We start from the raw sequence: 15,292 nt of genomic DNA, 5'->3' as shown, positions 1-15,292 counted from the left end.
GGTAGTAACAGGAATGATTAGGCACGGTCATACAGCCAGACGCGAAGCAGCGATACCAACTGGTCAATGTCGACGGGCTTGGTGATGTAATCGGACGCGCCTGCCTGGAGGCATTTTTCCCGGTCTCCGGTCATGGCTTTGGCCGTCACCGCAATAATGGGCAGACCCTTCCACTTGTAATGTTCCCGAATGTGGCGGGCCGTTTCGTAGCCGTCCATCTGCGGCATCATCATATCCAGCAAGACCAGATCAATTTCCGGATGCTCTGTCAGCCGTTGAAGGGCTTCTTTACCATCGAGGGCGGCAATGACGGTCATGTTATACTGCTCCAGCGCTTTTGAGAGCGAGAAGATGTTACGCACGTCGTCGTCGGCTACAAGTACCGTTTTACCCGTTAGCACCTGATTGAGCGCTCCCAGTTTTTTGGTTACGCCGTTGCTGGTTGCTGAATTATTGCTTTCAACCAGATGAAGGAACAGCGACACCTCGTCGAGCATACGCTGATACGAATGAGCGGTTTTGACGATGATCGAATCGGCATATTTTTTGATTTTCAGCTCCTCGGCCATCGACAGGCTCTTACCCGTGAAGATGATGATCGGCAGATTTTCCAATCCCGGGTTTTTCTTGGCTTCTTCAAGCGTTTCGTAGGCCCGTTGATCAGGAATGCCCATGTCCAGGATAACGCAGTCAACTTCTTTTCCCTGCAGGGCGTCTATGCCTTCCGTGATGTTACTTTTCAGTTCTGAACTGATGTTGAAGGTCTCCAGGAAGTAGGCCAGTGCTTTGGCATGTTTGGGGTTATCTTCAATGATCAGCACCTTCTTGGGGTCGCGGGTCAGCACGTCTTCCAGCTTTTTGAAAACGGTCTGCATCTGCTCGAAGGCCATCGGCTTATCCACGAAATCGATGGCTCCTTTCAGCCGACTTTCGTTCTTTAGCTTGTGCGACGACATGATGTGTACCGGAATGGGGCGCGTTTGCGGGTTCGCCTTCAGCGCATCCATCACCTCCCAACCGCTCATGACCGGCAGCTGAATGTCCAGCAGAATGCCAATGGGTTTGTAGTGTGCCGCCAGCGCCAGGCCTTCGTCGCCCCGAACCGCCACAATGCCTTTGTAGCCTTTCTGACGGGCATAATCGAGCAGCGATTTGGCAAAGTGGACGTCATCTTCAACAATCAGGATCACCTTGTCTGTTTCCTCGATGGCGGCCCGATCGTCCGGAACGGCGTCGGGTACCTTGCTACTGATGTATCGCTTGCCGGGGTCTGGTGTCAGACCAGGTGATGCCGGCACTGGGTGGGGGGCAGGCGGCGCTTTTTCCTGCGTTTGCGGAACCGGCGGGGCCATGGCTAGTGGCAAACTGACCGTGAATGTACTGCCCTCCTCTACCTTGCTTTTCAACGTAATTTCGCCGCCCAATAGCTTCGCCAGTTCACGGCTGATCGACAAGCCAAGTCCGGTGCCGCCGTATTTGCGTTTGGTTGAGCCATCGGCCTGCTGAAAGGCTTCAAATACCAGCGGCTGCTTTTCGGCCGGAATCCCAATGCCCGTATCCGATACGGCAAAGTTGAGGGTTTGAGCGCTGGACGACTGGCGTGAGATACGGAGGCTGACCGTACCACTGGCCGTAAACTTAAGCGCATTCGAAAGCAGATTTTTAAGGATCTGCCCCAGCCGCATCCGATCGGTTTCAATCGCTTCAGGTACGTCCGGCATGATGGTAATCGAGAAATCAAGCCCTTTTTCTTTAGCCATCAGGCCGAATAACGCCTGTAGCTCGTCGGTAATGTCGGTCAGGGCCACTTCCTGATAATCGAGCTTCATCTGGCCGGCTTCGATTTTCGACAGGTCCAGGATTTCGTCGATCAGCCCCAACAGCCCGTTACCCGATGCCTGGATAACCCTGGCATATTCGACCTGATCGTCTGAGAGATTGGTTTCATTGTTCTCTGCCAGCAGTCGGCTCAGTAGCAGAATCGAGTTGAGGGGCGTCCGTAGTTCGTGCGACATGTTGGCCAGGAACTCCGATTTGTAGCGGGTGGCCAGTTCCAGTTCATCCGCTTTCTTCTGAATTTCGCCATTCCGTTCTTCCAGCAGCAGGCCCCGCTCTTCAAGCTCGGTGTTGGTTTGCTGCAATTCTTCCTGTTGCACCCGGAGTTCTTCCTCCGACGCCTGGAGTTTCTGCGCCTGCATTTCCAGTTCGGCGTTCAGGTTTTCCAGTTCGCTATGCTGCGCCTGTAACTCCTCGGCCTGTACCTGCGTTTCTTCCAGGAAGTTCTGTAACCGCACAAAATCCAGGGCTGCGTTGATGCCCATGGCCATCGTCTCTATGTTCTGTTCCAGAAACTGAACCTCCGAAGGGGTGGGCTGGCGCAGCAGGCCCACTTCAACAACACCTACACAGGTGTCGTCATAAACGAGCGGCACAACCGTTACCGACGTTGGCCGGGCGGCGCCCAGCGAGGAACGTACCTGACTATAGTCGGCGGGAAGGTCGGAGACGGTCAGCGATTTTTTGCTCACAATTGCCTGCCCGGCCAGGCCTGTTCCGGCTGCTATTGTCTGGGGAGCGTTGTCGGTCGCGTAGCTACCGGAAAGCTTGTAAGTACCGTCGGTATCCATCAGATACAACGTACCCAGCGGCGCGTTGAGGTAGTCGGTGATGGCGTTGATCAGGCGGGTGCCCAGGTTGGTCAGGCGCTTTTCGCCCCGGATCGCATCGTTCAGCTTTACAACGCCAGTCTGAAGCCAGTTTCTGTTTTTCAGGTCAGTAAACGTTTGCTCAAGCGAGGCGGCCATGCTGTTGAGGGCTTTGGCAATGCGCCCAAGTTCGTCGTCCTGCTCGTCGGCACTGCGCACGGCATAATCACCGTCGGCTATTTGTCGGGTTATGCCTTCCATTACGTTGATGCGTCGGGTGGTTTCGGCATATTCCCGTTCAGCGGCCCGTTGCTGAACCAGCCGATTATCCATGTCTGTTTTGATTCGCCGGTAGGTAAAGGCGGTGATCAGGATGGAGATAACCGCCGCAACAACCAGTAGAAAAGGCGTATAGGTTACGTAGAATTGCTGTTGCTGAAGCCGCGTTTGCAGCAGACTGCTTTCTGATCGCTGCACGCGGTCAATTATTACCCGGAGCGAATCCATAGCCAGTTTACCAGTGGCCATGGCGTTGTAGCGTTGCGCTGAATCCTGGCGTGTCCGGTTTTGCTGGAAAAGCGAGATTCCCCGGCGCATGAGCGTGAACTTACGCTCGTACAGATACTTCACTTCCTCCAGGTTTTTCTGTTGATCCGGACTGTCTGCAGTCAGGGCCCTGACCTGTTCGTAACTTTTTGTTACGCGCTCGTAGCTGTCTGTATAAGGCTGCAGAAAGGCCGGATCGAGTGTCAGCAGGTAGCCGCGCTGACCCGTTTCGGCATCTTTCATGGAGGAGATAATGTTCTCTGCTTCAATCAATACCTCGTTAGTGTGGTTCACCAGGTGCGAGTTGCTGATCAGTTTCTGGATGCTGTAGAATGACGCCACCAGGCTGATCAGCAGCAGCAGCGTTGACAGTGAAAAGACAACCTGAAGCTGCCTGATGACCGAGTTTGATAATTGCGGCATAAACGAGACTTGGTGAGCCTAACTGGTGAGCAGAGCAACAGGCTGCTCCGACTGTTTGATGGGGAGAACGAGAATGAAACGGGCACCTTCCCCTTCCTGACTTTTGGCGGAAATGAGCCCGTGGTGCTTGTCGATATTCTTTTTAGCAATGGCCAGCCCGATACCGGTTCCTTCCACGCTGGATTTGTTGTGCAGGCGCTGGAAGAGCACGAAAATGCGGCTTGAAAATTTCTCGTTGAACCCAATACCATTATCCTCCACGATGATCCGGCAGTAGGGGCCATCGGGCATTGGTGGCCCGTCAAGTGCTTTGCTGGCTATTAACTCGGCGTGAATGGCAATGACAGGCGGCACATGGGGCCTGGCAAACTTGAGCGCGTTACCGATCAGGTTCTGAAACACCTGCCTGATGCGGTGCGGAATGGTATCGAGAATGGGCAGCGGCCCCACCGAGATAGTTGCCCGCTGGCGGCTGATACTATCGTCGAAATCAAGCAGCAGTTCATCAAGCAAAGCATTCAGATTAGTGGGCTGGAATGATTCGGGGGCCGAAAGCTGGGCGTAGGCCAGCAGGTCGTTAATCAGGCTCGTCATTCGGGCCGACGCTCGAATGGATCGATCCAGGTACGTTGCCGCGTCGGGATTGTCGTTCAGGAACTGGTCTTTGATCAGGTCGTTCAGGAACTGGATTTTCCGCAGTGGCTCTTTCAGGTCGTGCGATACTACCCAGGTGAACTGCTGTAGTTCGTGGTTGGCCCGTTCCAGCTCAACATTGTTAAGAACCAACTCCTGCGTGCGCAGGGCTACTTCCTGCTCAAGTCGTTCGGCGGTTTGTTTCTGGGCATGAATGTCGGTGAACGTACCGATCCAGCGCACAATCGAATCGTTCTTTCGGCTGGGTACCGCCCGAAGCAGGTGATAGTGGTATCGGCCTGTACTTAATTCTTTCAGTCGGACTTCACGGGTAAATTCATGGCCACTAACCAGTGCCGCAGCCCAATCTGTAAGAAAATGGTCATCGGGATGCGCTTCGGGAAAGGCCGTATCTGTGCCCGTATAACGAATCCAGTGGGCGTTGACGTACTCGATCTGCCCGTCGGGTTTTACCGTGAAGGCCATGAGCGGAATAGAGGCTAGTACGGTCTGAAGATCGTCGACCTGGGTTGCCAGTTCTTCCTGCGCCCGTTTCCGAACGTCGATCTCGTGGCGGAGCGATTGCTGCGTTGCCCGGAGTTCCTGCTGCTGCTCGTAGAGTTTCTGGAGGGTCTTTACTTTTAAGACCAGAATATCCGGGTCAACGGGTTTGATCAGGTAATCGATGCCGCCAGCGGTGTAGCCTCGGGTAATGAATTTCTTTTCGGTGTTAACGGCCGATAGAAAAATGATGGACGTATCGCGGGCTTTGCTGAAACCAGAGATAGCGCTGGCCACTTCAAAACCATCCATACCGGGCATCTGCACATCCAGAATAATGACCGAATAGGCCGTAGTGAGCACTTTCCGCAGGGCTTCTTCACCCGATTCGGCCGTGTCGACCTGGAAGCGATGCAGTTCGAGGATCTTCTGGAGAGGAAGAATATTTTCCCGCCTGTCATCAACGATGAGGATCATGTAATGCTAGTAGTTAGTGCGTCGAAGCTGGGGGATTGCGCCGTAAAGATAACGTAGTAAGGTATGCTCTACCAGTCATGTTTACTGCATGGGGGATGACCAGTAGTTCCTGAATCAACCAGTAGTGTCCGTATCAGGTACGTTAGCGATAAAGTACGCAAGCGCTTCCTGTACCGATAGCTCCAGTTAAGGATTGATAAACTGTGCTGACCGTCAGCCTATTAGTGTAGAGCGGCCAACTCCGGTATGAACCGGTATGTAATGAGCCAGTTTATACCGGGGTTGGCTACACGTATACCAGCAAGACGGTGTTCAACTTAGTGTGTGGCCCAATCGGAGGTACGATAGAGACGCCGGTGGTATCCGGGAAAACGGCCTGCCTGATCAGAATTACGGTACGGAAAAAGACGAAGCCTGCTGTATCTGCTGAACCACCTGCGATATCAGGCCGAAAAATCACACAAGTAAGCTAAACTGGTCTCCATTAACGGGAGGTTCGAGGGCAAATAAACCGTGACCGTATCTAAGCGCCAAAGCTCCTGTTTATAAAACAGCAAAGTCCCGTCCGGCTACCTCGTAGTAGTGATTATGCAACCGCGTAACTGTATCCAGTTTCTCCCGTTTACCATCGCCAAAGTCAACGTTGCCGAGTGCTGAGTTGTCAATAGACCCTGCCTCTATCAGGAGTATCGCCGAGTGCGGTGTCTCGCCTACAGGATTCTTACAGATCAGAAGGCTAATGACCCTTCTGATATCTACCCGATCGGGTTTTATGATCAGCGGAGTGGCTTGGTTTCCGGGCACAGGGAAGGCAGTACATCATGCCCCGCAGGTACGTTAGCCTTTCTTGATCTATCGGAAAGCAGCCACAGAGAAGTACCTTTGCAAGGTCGCCACTACGAACGTGGCGACCTTCTTTGTTGGTATGCCGTTGATCACCAGCTCTACGTACCGCCCGCCCGCCTACCTGTGGAATGGCCATTTACAGACAATCGTCCCCTCGTTGTTCCGACAAATACCCGTCAGGTACGTTCGTCAGCGCATCGAAACCGCCGACGATGATTTCCTGGACCTCGACTGGAGCAAGACCCAACAAGCCGGCGAGGCAAAAAATCCGCTGGTTATCTTGTCGCATGGTCTCGAAGGCGACTCTACGCGGCAATATGTGGCTGGCACGGTTCGGCTGCTGAATCAGCACGGGTTCGATTGCCTGGCGTGGCACTACCGGTCGTGTTCGGGCGAAATGAACCGGCAGGCGCGTTTTTACCACATCGGCGAAACGGGCGATCTCCATACCGTTATTCAGCAGGCGTTGGCGGCTGGTTATCAAACGATTCACTTGGTCGGCTACAGCGCGGGGGGGAACATTACGCTCAAATACCTTGGCGAACAGGGGCAGGGCATACACTCGGCTATAAAAAGGGGCGTTGCTGTGTCGGTGCCGCTTGAGCTGCTGACCACCGCCGACCGGCTGGAGAAGTGGGACAGCATGGTGTATAATCGGCGATTTCAGAAAACGCTCAAAGAAAAAGTAATGCTGAAAGCAGGTACGTTGCCAGAGGCGTTACGGGCTACCGATCTGAGCCGGATTCGCTCGCTTCGGGAGTTCGATGACCTCATTACGGCGCCCCTGCACGGTTTCAACGGCGTAACAGATTACTACACCCGAAACAGTTCGCTGTCCTTTTTGTCGAAAATAACTGTGCCTGTATTGGTCCTGAATGCCCGGAATGACCCATTTTTGTCCCCTGAATGCTTTCCTGAGGCGCTGGCAAAGGAACTCACCCACGTTTGGATGGAGTTTCCAGAGCAGGGTGGCCATTGTGGCTTCCCGTCGGCCAACGGCTTACAGGCACCCACCTATGCCGAAGAACGAGTGCTTCAGTTCCTCACTCGGGCCATCGGCTAACGTACCTACACTTCATCGCAAGAGTCAGTCTGGCACTGACAACCAATTCATAACTGATTGACGTACAACAACCTGATTCATTAATTCTCTTGCAGATGACCACTCAAACGCCAACGCTCGAATCAACGGCATTACCCACCGACCAACCCTATTACGTCATTGATTTCGATAGCACCTTCACGAAAGTGGAAGCGCTGGACATTCTGGGTGAAATATCCCTGGCTGGCCGACCCGACCGTGACGACGTGCTCGATCAGATCAAAACAATTACCGATCGGGGCATGTCGGGCGAATTATCATTGGCGCAATCGATTCAGATGCGGCTGAAACTCCTGAACGCCCACCGCGATCAGTTGCCCGCCCTCGTTGAGCGCCTGTCGACAATGGTATCTGACTCGTTTCAGCGCAACCAGGCATTTCTGACCAGCCATGCCGACCAGATTTTTATCGTTTCGAGCGGCTTTAAAGAGTTTATCGTGCCCATCGTGACGGCGCTTGGCATCAAAGCCGAGAACGTCTACGCCAACACCTTCGAGTTTGACCAGGAAGGCCGGATCGTGGGCTGCGATGATAACAACCCCCTCTCGCAGGATAAGGGCAAGGTCAAACTGATGAAAGAACTGAATTTCGATGGTGATGTCTACGTCATCGGCGATGGCTACACCGACTATGAAATCCGGGAATCTGGCCTGGCCAACCGCTTTTACGCCTTCACCGAGAACGTGTCACGCCCTAAAGTTGTAGCGAAAGCCGATCATATTGCGGCTTCGCTCGACGAGTTTTTATTCGATAACAAATTGAGCCGTAGTCAGTCATACCCCAAGAGCCGGATCAAAGTGCTCCTGCTCGAAAACGTGCACCCAATTGCCGTCAGCCTGCTCGAAAAAGAAGGATTTAGCCTCGATATCCGGAAAGGCGCGCTCGATGAAGACGAATTGATCGAAGCCTTGCAGGGGGTCCATATCCTCGGTATTCGCTCGAAAACGAACGTGACCCGTCGGGTACTTGAGCATTCGCCCAAGCTGATGACCATCGGCGCGTTCTGTATTGGCACGAACCAGATCGATCTGGAGGCGGCTACTGAAAAAGGTGTGGCCGTGTTCAACGCGCCCTACAGCAATACGCGCTCGGTGGTGGAACTGGCCGTTGGTGAGATGATCATGCTGATTCGGGGCATTGTGCCGAAGAGCAACAAGATGCACGCCGGTGTCTGGGACAAGTCGGCGGTGAACAGCTTTGAGGTACGTGGTAAGAAACTCGGTCTGGTTGGCTATGGCAATATCGGTACCCAACTGTCGGTGGTGGCTGAGGCGCTGGGCATGGAAGTGTACTTCTACGACGGCGTTGATAAACTGGCGCTTGGAAATGCCCGCAAATGCCAGACACTGGACGATCTGCTGGCCGTTTCGGATGTAGTAAGCCTGCATACCGATGGCCGGAAGGAAAACAAGAACCTGATCGGTGCACGCGAATTCGGGCTAATGAAGCAGGGCGTGATTTTCATGAACCTGTCGCGCGGACACGTCGTGGATATTCCGGCGCTGGTGGATGCCATCAAGTCGGGTAAAGTAGCCGGGGCTGGCGTGGATGTATTTCCGTATGAGCCGAAAACGAACAACGAAGAGTTTATCAACGAACTCCGCGGATTGCCCAACGTCATTCTGACGCCCCACGTGGGCGGTAGCACCGAAGAGGCCCAATTCAATATTGGACAGTTCGTGCCGGCAAAATTAGTTAGCTACATGAACAACGGAAGTACGTATGGCAGCGTAAACTTCCCTGAGCTACAACTGCCACTGCTACACGATTCGCACCGGTTATTGCACATTCACGCCAACGTACCTGGTATTCTGGCTAAGATTAATAACATATTTGCAAAATATCATATTAACATTCAGGGTCAGTACCTGAAGACCAACGAAACCATCGGGTACGTTATCTCCGACATATCGAAGGATTACGCCGATGAAGTTGTTCAGGAGCTAAAAGACATTGACAATACGATTCGATTTAGATTGTTGTACTAAAAGGAGGAAGGTATGAAGGAGAACAGGAGGAAAGGGGTGCTTCGCTAGCAGAGCAAACGCATGTGAAAGATCCTTTCCTTCTGTTCTCCCTCCTACCTTTCCTTCCCCCATATGAGCCAAATCTACTTTACTCCCGGTCCGGCGGAACTGTATCCGACCTTTGCCCAGCACCTGCAAACGGCGATGGACGAACAAATAGGGTCGATATCGCACCGAAGCCAGCGGTTCCGGGATATTTACAAGTATACCGATGAGCAGCTGCGCATCCTGCTGAACATTCCGGCAACGCACGGGATCTACTTCACCGGGTCGGCCTCGGAAGTTTGGGAGCGGATGTTGCTCAACTGCGTAGAGCACGAGAGTTTTCACCTGGTGAATGGCTCATTCTCGCGTAAATTTTACGATTACGCCCTCAGCCTGCACAAGTTCGCTCACATCAACGAAAAGCCATTTGGCCAGGGTTTCGACGTGGCAGACATAGACGTACCTGATTACGCGGAACTGGTGGCTATCACGCACAACGAAACGTCGTCGGGTGTTCAGTTTCGGCCCACCGAGATCCATAAGTTGAAGCGGAAATACAGCAAAAAGCTATTCTGTGTCGATATGGTGTCGTCGGCACCTTACCCCGATCTGGATTTTACGCTGGTCGATTCGGCGTTCTTCTCAGTGCAGAAAGCCTTCGGCATGCCCGCCGGTTTGGGCGTATGGATTGCCAACGAAGCCTGCCTGGAGAAGGCTGAACGCCTGCAGAAATACGAGTCGATGACGATCGGCGCGCATCATACGCTTCCTGTGTTGAAGAAACACTACGAAACGTTTGAGACCCCCGCTACACCCAACGTGCTGTTTATCTACCTATTGGGTAAGATCGCGGCCGATATGAACAGGATCGGCGTGGCAACGATCCGTCGGCAAACCGAAGACCGGGCCAAACAGATCTACAAATTCCTGGAAACGAATGACGGCTTCACGCCTTTTGTGAAGGAAGATCGCCACCGGTCACAAACGGTTATTGTAGCTGAAACAACGCGGCCGGCGGCTGAAGTAATTGCAGCGGTGAAGGAATCGGGAATGGTTGTGGGCAGTGGCTACGGTAAGTTCAAAGACGGCCAGATCCGCATTGCCAATTTCCCGGCAACCTCTGCCGAACAGGTCGGCAAGCTGTTGGCCCGGTTGAAAGAAGTAGGGTAGAAACTAGTTTTTGGTGTAACGGTTCAGGCGGCTGCCGCCTGGTTTCAGGTGTCAAGTTTCAGGTGTCAAGTGGCGCTGCTAGCTCACTATTAGTTGATCAGCAGCGCTACTTGACACCTGAAACTTGACACCTGAAACTCTTTTGTAGCAAACCAAAAAGACTCTACTTGGTTAGTAGATAATAGTACATTACTCCAACTCAACGATGAAAACGATTATTTACACAGCCGCCCTTATTGCCGCCTGCTCGGCAAGCGTATTTGCCCAGGATAGCAGAACCCCGCCCGATTCGGCGGCCCGCCGCGAACGATTCAACCAAAAAGCCGACGAGGTAAAAGAAGATGTAAACCAGGCCGCCGATAAGGCAAAGGTGAAGGTTCGGGAAGAATACGAAGTAAGTCGCTCCTATCAGGAGCAGAATCAGCTAACGTGGTTTCAGAAGGGAAGCATCATGGGAGCAGCCTCGCTTGGGCTTGGTACTGGGTCGGGTAGTGGAACGTACCTGGCTTTTGCTCCCCGCGCTGGCTATTTCTTCAATACGGGCCTGGTAGCTGGTCTTCAGTTCAGCTTCGATAGCCGCCTGAATACCAGCTACAAAGCGAGCCAGACGGGCGTATTTCTGCGGTATTATCCATTTCGCACACGAATCAGTGGGTTTGGCGGCGTTGGCTACAATTTTGGCACCGAACGGTCGAGCAATATCGGAGCCGATCAGAAAGCCAACTACCAAAGCGTCAATCTGGAGATCGGTACCATGCTCTGGATACGCCGTAATCTGGGTGCTGAACTGGCCCTTGAAAGTAATTATTTCAGCCAAACCGATGCCCTGGCTGGTCGCAACAAAGGAGGTCGATTCCGCTTCGGTATAAACTATTTTTTTGGCCGGCCAAACAGGTAAAAAAGAGCCGAGAGCCAGGAGGCAGATGGTCGTAAGTCGCACGGCCAGTGTACCAGTTCTCTATAGACGCAACGCGCCTGTTTACCATCTGCTCCCGATAATTTAAAAAACGTTATGAATCAGAAAAAAGGAACCGGAAAGACAGCCCTCATCACGGGCGCTTCCAGCGGAATAGGCCAGGAACTGGCCAAATTATTTGCCCAGGATGGGTATAACCTCGTTCTCGTTGCCCGAAGCGAAGAAACGCTTCATCGGTTGAGTGAAGTATTCGAGATGAATTATGGCACCGAAAACGTAACCGTGATCGGCAAGGACTTATCGGAAGAGAACGCTGCGCAGGATGTGTATGACCAGGTAAAAGCCAAAGGCATCACGGTTGATGTGCTAGTCAATGATGCCGGGGTATCAACCTACGGTAAGTTTGCCAACGAGACCGATTGGGAGGCCGAAAAATCACTGATTCACCTCAACGTGCTTACTACGACGTTGATGACAAAACTGTTCCTGAAAGACATGGTGGCACGGAACGAGGGTAAAATCCTGAACCTTGCCTCGCTGGTCTCGATCACGCCGTTTCCGCTTCAGGCCGTGTATGCCGCCACGAAATCGTACATCTGGAACCTGACGCAGTCGCTGGTGAACGAGTTGAAAGACACCAACGTGACCATTACGGCCCTGATGCCCAATGCAACTGACACTGATTTCTTCAACAAGGCAGGTGCTGCCGACATTCTGGCAACAGACATTCTTGACGATGCCGCGATGGTGGCCAAGGATGGCTACGAAGGGCTGATGGCCGGTAAAGCCAAGGTGGTTCCGGGGGGTGTGAAAAATAAGGTGACCGAGATGATGGCCTATGTGGCCCCGCAGCAGATGCTGGCTGGTCAGATGCGGACGCTGAATACCCCTAAAGACCAGGTGGCCGAAGAAAGCAAAGAAACGGCATTGACCATCGGACTCAGTCTGGCAGCCATTGCCGTTACAGGTGTTGCTCTGGCACTGCTGTACAGGAACGTACCTGAGCTGGATAAGCTGAAGTACAAATACCAATACGGAAAAGCAAAGTATAAAGCTGGCAAGGTATATGATGATGTGCAGGAGGCTGTCGGTAATGTCCTGGCTTAAGCACTGAAAATGAAGTAGCTTACGCAGAAGGTCCATCAGGATTCGCTTAGACGGAAAAAGTCAACCCGCGAATTTTGGTGGGCCTTCTGCGTTGGCACTTACCGTCACTGCCTTCCCTACTTTTATGTTTCATTTCCAACCGTAACCTATGGCTACCACCTTACCTGCTGCTTTCCAGCACCCGTATACAATTGATCCCCGTTTCTCAAAATCGGTGGCCTATTTCTCAATGGAATTTGCCGTTGATCAGGCCCTGAAGACCTATTCGGGTGGCCTGGGTTTCCTGGCTGGGTCGCACATGAAAAGTGCCTTTGATCTAAAGCAGAACCTGATCGGCATTGGTATGCTCTGGAAACAGGGATACTATGATCAGGTACGGATGCCCGACAATTCGATGGGCGTGCTCTTTCGCGAGAAGATCTATTCGTTTCTTCAGGATACCGGCGAGTATTTTACCATCAATATCTTTGGCCGTCCGGTCTGGGTACGTGCCTACTACCTCGATCCGAAGCATTTCAATACGGCTCCTATGTTTTTCCTGACCACCGACGTAGACGGAAACGACGAGCAGTCACGGTCAATCTCGTATCGCCTCTATGACAATGACCCTACGCTGAAAGTAGCACAGTGTATGGTGCTGGGTCTGGGTGGCGCTAAATTGCTGGATGAAATCGATTACAGTCCGGAGGTATATCATTTCAATGAAGCTCATGCGTTGTCGGGGGCGTTTCATCTGTATCAGCAGTTGGGTAAATCGAAAGAAGCATTGCGCGAGCGATTGATATTCACCACGCACACGCCGGAAGAAGCTGGAAATGAAAAGCATAACATCCATTTTCTGGATAATCTAAGTTTTTTTGGCGGCCTCACCCTTGATGAGGTGCGCGAACTGACGGGAATTCACGAAGACGTTTTTAATCATTCGCTGGCGGCCTTACGTATGGCGCGCCGCGCCAACGGAGTGTCGAAGCTGCACGGTGAGGTGGCCCGCAAAATGTGGGGGAGCTACCCCGGCATCTGCGACATTACGCACGTGACCAACGCGCAGAATTACCGCTACTGGGCCGATACCCAATTGGCCGAGACGTATCGACACAAAGACGCAGCGGCAATGGCGGTTCGGAAACGGGCGATGAAACAGCCATTACTGAACATCATTGCTGATCAGGCCGGAAAACTGTTTGACCCCACGGTACTGACCATCGTTTGGGCCCGGCGATTTGCGGCCTATAAACGGCCCGATCTGCTACTGCACGATGAAGAGCGGTTCATGCGTTTGCTGAACAACCCCAACTATCCGATTCAGGTTATCTGGGCAGGGAAACCCTATCCGTTCGACGAAGGAGCCAAGCAGAATTTCAATAAACTGCATTACCGAAGCCATCTGCATCCGAATATGGCTGTGCTCACCGGATACGAATTGGCCCTATCGAAAGCGTTGAAAGATGGCGCAGACGTTTGGCTAAACACGCCGGTTGTTCCTCGCGAAGCCTCGGGTACGTCGGGTATGACCGCCGCCATGAACGGAGCGATCAACCTCTCGACAAATGATGGCTGGATCTGTGAATTCGCCAAGCCGGGGGGGAACAGTTTTATTGTGCCCGAAGCCGACCCGCAAGCTACCGCTGATATCCGTGATGCCCATGACCGCAACGGCCTGTATGACCTTCTGGAACAGCAGATTCTGCCTATGTACTACGACCGCCCCAACGACTGGCAAGCGCTGGTATCTCAGAGTATGACCGACGTGCTGGCCTACTTCACCGCAGAACGAATGGCAACGGAATACTATGAGCGAGTGTACGCCTGATTGTATACACTGATGTTGTCTTTCTTCGTGAAGCCTACAGCGCGAAGAAAGACAACATCAGCGTTTCAATGTTACCCGCGCCTGTTGCTCGTCTTTCTGAAGCTGTTCTACCAGGGCGGGTAAACCGTTGAACTTCTGTTCGGGGCGGAGAAACGACCTGAATTGCAGGGTCATGTGCTCGCCGTAGATGTCTTTGCTGAAATCGAAGATGAACGTTTCGATCGTCTGATGCTCACCGGCTACGGTTGGCCGGAAACCGATGTTTAACATACCCCCCAGGGTTTGCCCGCCCTGAATAACATCAACCGCGTAGACGCCATTGGCGGGAATAAGCTTCACGGCATCATCGACCTGGAGGTTGGCGGTTGGGAAACCTATGGTGCGGCCAAGTTGCCGACCTTTCACTATTGTGCCGGTCAGCGAGTAGGGGCGACCCAGAAAGCGGTTGGCTGCATCAATGTTTCCTTCATTCAGGGCAGTCCGAATCTTGGACGAACTAATGCCAACGGCTTCGATATCCTGCCGGGGAATTTCTTCTACCTCAAAGCCATACTCTGCCTGATGCGCCTGAATGTAGTCGAAGCCACCTTCACGGTCACGGCCAAAGCGGTGGTCGTAGCCGATCACCAGTTTCTTCGTACCCAGCCGATCAACCAGCACCTGCTGAATAAATTCTTCTGAACTGAGTTGTGAGAAGGCGCGCGTGAACGGGATCACCACCAGATGATCAACGCCTGCCTGTTCGAGCAGGTCGATTTTCTCCTCTAACGTACTGAGCAGGCGCAGATCCTGACTATCGTTCGAGACCACCGTACGTGGGTGCGGCCAGTAGGTCATCACCACCGATTGCCCATCAGGATGAGCGCGTGCCACTTCGTTGAGCCGCTTAAGGATCGTTTGATGCCCCAGATGAACCCCGTCAAACGTGCCGCTCGTAACAACGGCGTAGGGGAGGGGCGATAAACTGTCGATGCCGCGATGGACGATCATAAATTACAATGGCATTAGGTAGTCATTAATCATCATTAGGCGGTCATTTGCCTGTGTCGTCGTTAACTAATCAGCAGTCGTTACCAGATTCTGAATAACGCATGATGCCGCAGG

Annotated in this window: 11 protein-coding genes; 6 read left to right on the top strand and 5 right to left on the bottom strand. The window is 52.8% G+C overall.

The features are described from left to right. Positions 1 to 17 precede the first annotated feature (17 nt). The 4 genes from J2I46_RS20375 to J2I46_RS20360 all read right to left on the bottom strand — a co-directional run bounded on the left by J2I46_RS20375 (position 18) and on the right by J2I46_RS20360 (position 6,029). Complete coding sequence (locus J2I46_RS20375; protein ID WP_207330897.1) at positions 18 to 3,614, bottom strand: response regulator; 3,597 nt, start codon at positions 3,612 to 3,614, stop codon at positions 18 to 20. A gap of 18 nt (positions 3,615 to 3,632) precedes the next feature. Continuing rightward, positions 3,633 to 5,225: a sensor histidine kinase gene (locus J2I46_RS20370; RefSeq protein WP_207330896.1), complete on the bottom strand. Its 1,593-nt coding sequence runs from the start codon at positions 5,223 to 5,225 to the stop codon at positions 3,633 to 3,635. A gap of 286 nt (positions 5,226 to 5,511) precedes the next feature. Further along, the gene (locus J2I46_RS20365) at positions 5,512 to 5,685 is read right to left on the bottom strand and encodes a hypothetical protein (protein WP_207330895.1); all 174 of its coding nucleotides are present in this window, start codon (positions 5,683 to 5,685) and stop codon (positions 5,512 to 5,514) included. 83 nt (positions 5,686 to 5,768) lie between these two features. After that, complete coding sequence (locus tag J2I46_RS20360; RefSeq protein ID WP_207330894.1) at positions 5,769 to 6,029, bottom strand: hypothetical protein; 261 nt, start codon at positions 6,027 to 6,029, stop codon at positions 5,769 to 5,771. A 121-nt stretch (positions 6,030 to 6,150) separates the two neighbouring features. On the opposite strand from J2I46_RS20360, the gene J2I46_RS20355 reads away from it, so the two are divergent. The 6 genes from J2I46_RS20355 to glgP all read left to right on the top strand — a co-directional run bounded on the left by J2I46_RS20355 (position 6,151) and on the right by glgP (position 14,188). Continuing rightward, complete coding sequence (locus J2I46_RS20355; RefSeq protein WP_207331018.1) at positions 6,151 to 7,134, top strand: YheT family hydrolase; 984 nt, start codon at positions 6,151 to 6,153, stop codon at positions 7,132 to 7,134. A 95-nt stretch (positions 7,135 to 7,229) separates the two neighbouring features. Further along, a complete protein-coding gene (gene serA, locus J2I46_RS20350; protein WP_207330893.1) occupies positions 7,230 to 9,161 on the top strand; it encodes a phosphoglycerate dehydrogenase in 1,932 nt (643 codons plus the stop codon). 111 nt (positions 9,162 to 9,272) lie between these two features. Continuing rightward, the gene (locus tag J2I46_RS20345; RefSeq protein ID WP_207330892.1) at positions 9,273 to 10,355 is read left to right on the top strand and encodes an aminotransferase class V-fold PLP-dependent enzyme; all 1,083 of its coding nucleotides are present in this window, start codon (positions 9,273 to 9,275) and stop codon (positions 10,353 to 10,355) included. Between the two features lie 205 nt (positions 10,356 to 10,560). Further along, positions 10,561 to 11,253: a hypothetical protein gene (locus J2I46_RS20340; protein ID WP_207330891.1), complete on the top strand. Its 693-nt coding sequence runs from the start codon at positions 10,561 to 10,563 to the stop codon at positions 11,251 to 11,253. Between the two features lie 114 nt (positions 11,254 to 11,367). Then, positions 11,368 to 12,378 (top strand): SDR family NAD(P)-dependent oxidoreductase, encoded by a 1,011-nt coding sequence (locus tag J2I46_RS20335; protein WP_207330890.1) that lies wholly within the window; start codon positions 11,368 to 11,370, stop codon positions 12,376 to 12,378. Between the two features lie 148 nt (positions 12,379 to 12,526). Continuing rightward, positions 12,527 to 14,188: an alpha-glucan family phosphorylase gene (glgP, locus tag J2I46_RS20330; RefSeq protein WP_207330889.1), complete on the top strand. Its 1,662-nt coding sequence runs from the start codon at positions 12,527 to 12,529 to the stop codon at positions 14,186 to 14,188. A gap of 57 nt (positions 14,189 to 14,245) precedes the next feature. On the opposite strand, the gene J2I46_RS20325 is transcribed toward glgP, so the two are convergent. Then, positions 14,246 to 15,178, bottom strand: coding sequence for a bifunctional riboflavin kinase/FAD synthetase (locus tag J2I46_RS20325; protein ID WP_207330888.1), 933 nt, complete (start codon positions 15,176 to 15,178; stop codon positions 14,246 to 14,248). Between the last annotated feature and the right edge of the window lie 114 nt (positions 15,179 to 15,292).

This window comes from Fibrella forsythiae, assembly GCF_017353175.1.
Lineage (GTDB): Bacteria > Bacteroidota > Bacteroidia > Cytophagales > Spirosomataceae > Fibrella > Fibrella forsythiae.
This window is presented reverse-complemented; position numbering and strand designations above follow the sequence as displayed.

Coding starts and splice junctions, on each gene's coding strand:
- J2I46_RS20375 (WP_207330897.1), bottom strand. CDS start 3,614: ATGCCGCAATTATCAAACTCGGTCATCAGGCAGCTTCAGGTTGTCTTT.
- J2I46_RS20370 (WP_207330896.1), bottom strand. CDS start 5,225: ATGATCCTCATCGTTGATGACAGGCGGGAAAATATTCTTCCTCTCCAG.
- J2I46_RS20355 (WP_207331018.1), top strand. CDS start 6,151: ATGCCGTTGATCACCAGCTCTACGTACCGCCCGCCCGCCTACCTGTGG.
- serA (WP_207330893.1), top strand. CDS start 7,230: ATGACCACTCAAACGCCAACGCTCGAATCAACGGCATTACCCACCGAC.
- J2I46_RS20345 (WP_207330892.1), top strand. CDS start 9,273: ATGAGCCAAATCTACTTTACTCCCGGTCCGGCGGAACTGTATCCGACC.
- J2I46_RS20340 (WP_207330891.1), top strand. CDS start 10,561: ATGAAAACGATTATTTACACAGCCGCCCTTATTGCCGCCTGCTCGGCA.
- J2I46_RS20335 (WP_207330890.1), top strand. CDS start 11,368: ATGAATCAGAAAAAAGGAACCGGAAAGACAGCCCTCATCACGGGCGCT.
- glgP (WP_207330889.1), top strand. CDS start 12,527: ATGGCTACCACCTTACCTGCTGCTTTCCAGCACCCGTATACAATTGAT.
- J2I46_RS20325 (WP_207330888.1), bottom strand. CDS start 15,178: ATGATCGTCCATCGCGGCATCGACAGTTTATCGCCCCTCCCCTACGCC.